6 protein-coding genes are annotated in these 4,944 nt (G+C 58.7%); 2 read left to right on the top strand and 4 right to left on the bottom strand.

Features of this window, described 5'->3' with window-relative positions:
* The 4 genes from QVO43_RS02180 to larE all read right to left on the bottom strand — a co-directional run.
* Window positions 1-837, bottom strand: an 837-nt coding sequence (locus tag QVO43_RS02180; RefSeq protein ID WP_288174345.1) for an energy-coupling factor ABC transporter permease, incomplete at its 3' end; no start/stop codon positions are given.
* 3 nt (window positions 838-840) lie between these two features.
* The gene (gene larC / locus QVO43_RS02175; RefSeq protein ID WP_022486971.1) at window positions 841-2,244 is read right to left on the bottom strand and encodes a nickel pincer cofactor biosynthesis protein LarC; all 1,404 of its coding nucleotides are present in this window, start codon (window positions 2,242-2,244) and stop codon (window positions 841-843) included.
* Complete coding sequence (larB, locus tag QVO43_RS02170; RefSeq protein WP_022486970.1) at window positions 2,237-3,001, bottom strand: nickel pincer cofactor biosynthesis protein LarB; 765 nt, start codon at window positions 2,999-3,001, stop codon at window positions 2,237-2,239. Before larB ends, larC begins: the two co-directional genes overlap by 8 nt.
* 2 nt (window positions 3,002-3,003) lie before the next feature.
* Window positions 3,004-3,831, bottom strand: a complete 828-nt coding sequence (gene larE, locus QVO43_RS02165) for an ATP-dependent sacrificial sulfur transferase LarE (protein WP_022486969.1) — start codon at window positions 3,829-3,831, stop codon at window positions 3,004-3,006.
* A 256-nt stretch (window positions 3,832-4,087) separates the two neighbouring features.
* Between larE and crcB the strand changes: the two genes are divergently transcribed.
* Both crcB and QVO43_RS02155 read left to right on the top strand, forming a co-directional pair.
* On the top strand, window positions 4,088-4,447 hold the full coding sequence (gene crcB, locus QVO43_RS02160) for a fluoride efflux transporter CrcB (RefSeq protein WP_022486968.1): 360 nt from the start codon (window positions 4,088-4,090) through the stop codon (window positions 4,445-4,447).
* Window positions 4,447-4,944 (top strand): pseudouridine synthase (locus tag QVO43_RS02155; RefSeq protein ID WP_288174343.1); only part of this gene is annotated, 498 nt, incomplete at its 3' end. The genes crcB and QVO43_RS02155, both read left to right, overlap by 1 nt.

Here is a 4,944-nt window from a genome sequence, read left to right as displayed (position 1 = left end):
CGCCAGTCCGTAGATTCCCCCTGCCGGTCCATCCAGTTCAGGGGAACCGGTGAGCCGGGCCAGGGACCATTCCAGTCCGTCAGGATCTTCCGACGCAAAATGAGAGACGGCACCCCCCAGCACCAGGGCCAGGCCGGTAAGTACCCCCAGGGTCTTCTTCCGGCTCCAGGCACTCTTCCCTGCACTCCCTTCTCCAAAAGGCTGCCGGAGCAGCTCCGGACGGTTTTCATAGAGGAATACCAGCACCGCTGTGGTGATCAGCCCTTCCACCAAGCCGATGGCCAGATGGATGGGCTGCATCAGCAGGAGAAAGGCGGCAAAAGGCAGCTGGGTGATCCCGGACAGGGTGGTTTCTGCCGCCACGGAGAAGGCACCCAGCTGGAGGGTCAGTACGCTGCCCAGGATGCTGGAGGCAGCAATCCGCCCTTTTGTCAGCCCTTTGCGGGTCAAAAGGGGCCACAGGATGCCGCCCCCCACAAAACAACCGTAAAAAGCCATGTTCCACACATTGGCTCCCAAAGCCAGCAGGCCCCCATCCCCAAAAGCCAGGCACTGGAGGGCCAGCACTCCGATCAGGGTCAGGAAGCCGGCACTGGGTCCCAGCACTGCCGATAAAAGCATCCCCCCGCACAGATGGCCGGAAGAACCGGTGCCGGGGATGGCAAAATTCAGCATCTGGGCAGCAAACACAAAGGCCCCCAGTACCCCCATTTCCGGCACCAGTCCCGGATCATGGGATTTTTTTACTTTCCGGGCCCCGTACCAGGCCGCCGCTCCCGAAAGGGCGTACATGGCCCCGGCTACACCGGGAGACAGCAGAGCGTCCGCCATATGCATGGGTCATTCCTCCTTTTTCGGGGCAGGAGCCAGTTCTCCCAGCACCTGCTGCCATACTGCCTGATAGCTGCGGCCAGTACTGCGGCACAGGCCGGCAATGGCGTCATATTCCGGATAAAGCCGGGTTTCCGTTTCTCCTGTCACGCTGCCTTCAATATCCACAACCGGTACCTGGACAGCTTTCACCGCTACCGGCCCCAGGGAGGTTTCCGCCATTTGGCTCTGCCGTTCCAGGATGCTCCGTTCCATCCGGCTCCGGCGGATGCCGATGGTGGTGGTTTCTGCAAACAGCAGGGCTTCCAGGCCGGTCCGTTCCGCTTCTTTGCAAAGTACGGTGACCAGCCAACCTGGCCGGTTTTTCTTCATGTAAACCGGGGCATACTGCACGTCCCGGGCGCCGGCTGAAAGCAGCTGGTCCATCACGTGGCCCAGGGCTTCCCCGGTGCAGTCGTCCAGGTTGGTTTCCAGTTTCCAGATGGTGTCTTCTTCCCAGGGAGCCGGAACCGGTTCTTCCGGTACTTCCAGGATCATGGCCCGGAGCAGGCTGGGCATGGCCTGTTCCCGTTTCCCTGCTCCCAGCCCCACTCTGGCTACCGTGAAGGTTTCCGGCAGCTGGCTCCGGGTCCGGATGGCAGCGGCAATGGCAGCCCCGGTGGGAGTCACATATTCCCCGGCAAAGGGCATGATGTGGAGGGGCAGATGGTGGGCGGCTGCGATATTGGCCACCGCCGGCACTGGAATGGGCAGGATGCCATGGGCACAGCGGACACTTCCGGTCCCTTCATGGAGTACCGGGATCACCACGTCCCGGATCCCCAGGTTGTCCAGGCACACGGCTGCCGCCGCAATGTCCACAATGGAATCCACCGCTCCCACTTCGTGAAAATGGACTTCTTCCAGGGTAGTACCATGGGCTTTGGCTTCCGCTTCTCCCAGGATGGTAAAGATCTTCACCGCCAGGGCATGGGCCCCTTCCGTCAGTTCTCCCTGGGCCAGGATGTCCAGCACTTCCCTGAGCCCCCGGTGGGCATGATGGTGATGATGGGCATGGGTTTCGGCGCCACCCTCCTGGTGCTCATGGTCATGTCCATGATGATGTCCATGGTTCCCGTACTGGTGGCCTTCTCCTTCCGGGGCTTCCGGTGCTGCCTGGTTTTTGGCAAAGCCGTAGAGATAGTCCATATCGTGGTCGTGGTTTTCGTGCTCTGCATCCAGCCGCACCAGGAAATCACAGCAGTCCAGCCCGGCCTTCTTCACCCGGCTGATTTCCACCGTATACCCGGACAGAGGAAGGGAGGCCAGGGCCTTCCGGAGCACCTGTTGGTCGGCACCCAGGTCCAACAGGGCCCCTACGGTCATGTCCCCGCTGATGCCGCTTTTACATTCCAGATAAAGCAGTTTATCCATGATGTTCTTCATCCTTTCCCAGTGCCAGCCGGTTGATCTGGGTGGCCATATAGCCGGCTCCGTAGCCGTTGTCGATGTTCACTACCGCAATCCCGTTGGCACAGCTGTTGAGCATGGTCAAAAGGGCTGAAATGCCCTGGAGGCTGGCCCCGTACCCGATGGAAGTGGGCACGGCGATCACCGGGTTGCTTACCAGGCCTCCCAATACGCTGGGCAGAGCCCCCTCCATGCCGGCCACCGCAATGACGCAGTTGGCTTCCTGGATGGGGTCCAGGCTGGCCAGCAGCCGGTGGAGTCCGCTGACCCCCACATCGTAGACCCGGTTCACTTTGCTTCCGAAGAATTCCGCCGTCTGGGCCGCTTCTTCCGCCACCGGGATATCCGCCGTCCCCGCCGTACACACTGCCACGGAACCCCGGAGTTCCACCGGCTTCCGGATCACCTTTACCAGCCTTGCCAGAGGATCGTACACTGCATCGGGGCACAGGGTCCGGATCAGCTCGAACTGTTCCCGGCTGGCCCGGGTCCCCAGCACGTTGCCCTCGTCTTCTGCCAGCTTCTGGAAAATCTGTTTCAGATGGGCATCCCTTTTACCGCTGCAGAATACCACTTCCCCGAAGCCGGTGCGGATTTTCCTGTGGGTGTCCAGCTTGGCGAACCCCAGATCTTCAAAAGGCTTCTGCCGGAAGAATTTTTCCGCTGTATCTACAGAAATCTCTCCGCTCCGGACTTTTTCCAGGATTTCTTTCGTCTCCATGGTCAGTCCTTCTTTTCCGGAGGCAGGGTTTCGTTCATGCTGCCGGTCCGGTAGCCCAAAAGATCCAAAGTCACATAGGTGAATCCGTATTCCTTCAGCTTATCCGCGATTTCCAGCCGGTGGTCCAGCACTTTCTGGAGTTCATCGGGCAGCACTTCGATCCGGGCCAGGGTCCCCCCGTGGATCCGTACCCGGAGCTGATGGAACCCCATATCCAGCAGCAATTGTTCCGCCTTGTCCACCATGCCCAGCCGTTTGGGGGTGATTTCTTCCCCATAGACGAACCGGGAGGACAGACAGGCGAAAGACTGCTTGTTCCAGGTGGGAAGCCCCAGTTCTTTGGAACAGGCCCGGATTTCCTTTTTGTACAGCCCCGCCTGCCGGAGGGGGCTGGCAATTTTCAGTTCTGCAATGGCCTGGAGCCCGGGACGGTAATCCCCTTCGTCATCCAGGTTGGAGCCTTCCACCACAGCTGCCAGGTGATTTTCTTTGGCCACCTCCAGGATCTTTTCGAACAGTTCATGTTTGCACAGATAGCACCGGTTGGTGGGATTGTGGGAAAAGCCCGGAATGGACAGTTCTTCCGAATCCACCACCAGGTGCCGGATTCCCTCTTTTTCACAAAAAGCTTTGGCTTCCTTCAGTTCCCGTTCCGGAAAAGAGCAGGACCGGGCGGTAACGGCCAGCACTTTGTCCCCCAGGGTATCGTGGGCCACTTTCAGGAGAAAAGTGGAATCCACCCCTCCGGAAAAAGCCACCGCCACACTGCCCAGCTCCCGGAGCACGCTCTGGAGTTTTTCCAGTTTGTTTCTATTTGCAGATTCTTCCATGGAATGGTTTCCTTTCTTATATCATTTCTTTCATCTTACAGAAATAGAGTCTTGAAAGGAAGACTCTATTTCTTAGACATCTTATTAAATTTTCTTAGGAGCCTGTGCTCCATCCTTAACCTGTATTATACCATGGATGGCTGGAATGGGACAGGCTTCCTACTGCGGTCTATTTTTCCGATTGGTGAAGACCGGTACTTCCTGGCCTAATGTGGTATAATACACAATATCCCTATGCAAAAAAGGAGATTTTTTCATGACTGAATGTCTGATTGTTGGTCTGGGGGGCTTTATCGGGTCCGTGGTCCGGTATCTGATCGGACTGCTGCCCTTGAGCCACAGCAGCGGCTTTCCTCTCAAGACCTTTTTCATCAACATCATCGGTGCCTTTCTTATCGGCCTGGTGGCGGCTCTGGCCGCCAGAAACTCCCTCCATCCCCGGCTGGCCCTGTTCCTGAAGGTTGGCATCTGCGGAGGCTTCACCACCTTTTCTTCTTTTGCCCTGGAAAGCCAGCAGCTGGTGGACAAAGGGGCTCCTGTCACCGCCGCCCTGTACATGGCCCTGAGCCTGTTCTTCGGGATCCTGGCCTGCATCCTGGGCCAAAAGGTGCTGTAATGGAACTCCGGCTGTCCCCCGCGTCTCTGCCCCAGCGGCTGAAATCCTTTCTCCGGGACCAGGGGATTTCCGGCACCTACTGGAAAGCCCTGAAGGCCGCCGGTGCCCTCCAGGTGAACGGGGAAATCATCCAGCGGGATCTGCTGCTCCAGCCGGGAGACCGGGTTTCCTGGACCTTTCTGCCGGAACCCTGCACCCTGGAACCGGAAGAAGCACCCCTGTCCATCCTGGAGGAAACGGAGCTGTATCTGGCTGTGGACAAACCGGCCGGCCTGGTGACCCACAATGCAGGAAAGGAACGGACTCCCGCTCTCAGCCGCCGGGTGGCCTGGTATTTCCAGACCCATCACATTTCCAGCGCCGTCCACCCGGTATCCCGGCTGGACCGGGAAACTTCCGGAGTGGTGCTTTTTGCCAAAAACGCCTGTCTCCATCATATGCTGTCCCGGAACCGGCTGGAAAAGACCTATCTGGCCCTGACCCTGGGCCATTGGGAA

The sequence above is a fragment of the Acidaminococcus sp. CAG:542 genome (assembly GCF_000437815.1).
Taxonomy (GTDB): domain Bacteria; phylum Bacillota; class Negativicutes; order Acidaminococcales; family Acidaminococcaceae; genus Acidaminococcus.
Note: the sequence above shows the minus strand (reverse complement) of the source record. Positions and strands in the feature narration are given on the sequence as shown.

What these genes read in the sequence shown, in the direction of transcription:
- larC (WP_022486971.1), bottom strand. Translation starts at nt 2,244, where the DNA reads ATGGATAAACTGCTTTATCTGGAATGTAAAAGCGGCATCAGCGGGGAC.
- larB (WP_022486970.1), bottom strand. Translation starts at nt 3,001, where the DNA reads ATGGAGACGAAAGAAATCCTGGAAAAAGTCCGGAGCGGAGAGATTTCT.
- larE (WP_022486969.1), bottom strand. Translation starts at nt 3,831, where the DNA reads ATGGAAGAATCTGCAAATAGAAACAAACTGGAAAAACTCCAGAGCGTG.
- crcB (WP_022486968.1), top strand. Translation starts at nt 4,088, where the DNA reads ATGACTGAATGTCTGATTGTTGGTCTGGGGGGCTTTATCGGGTCCGTG.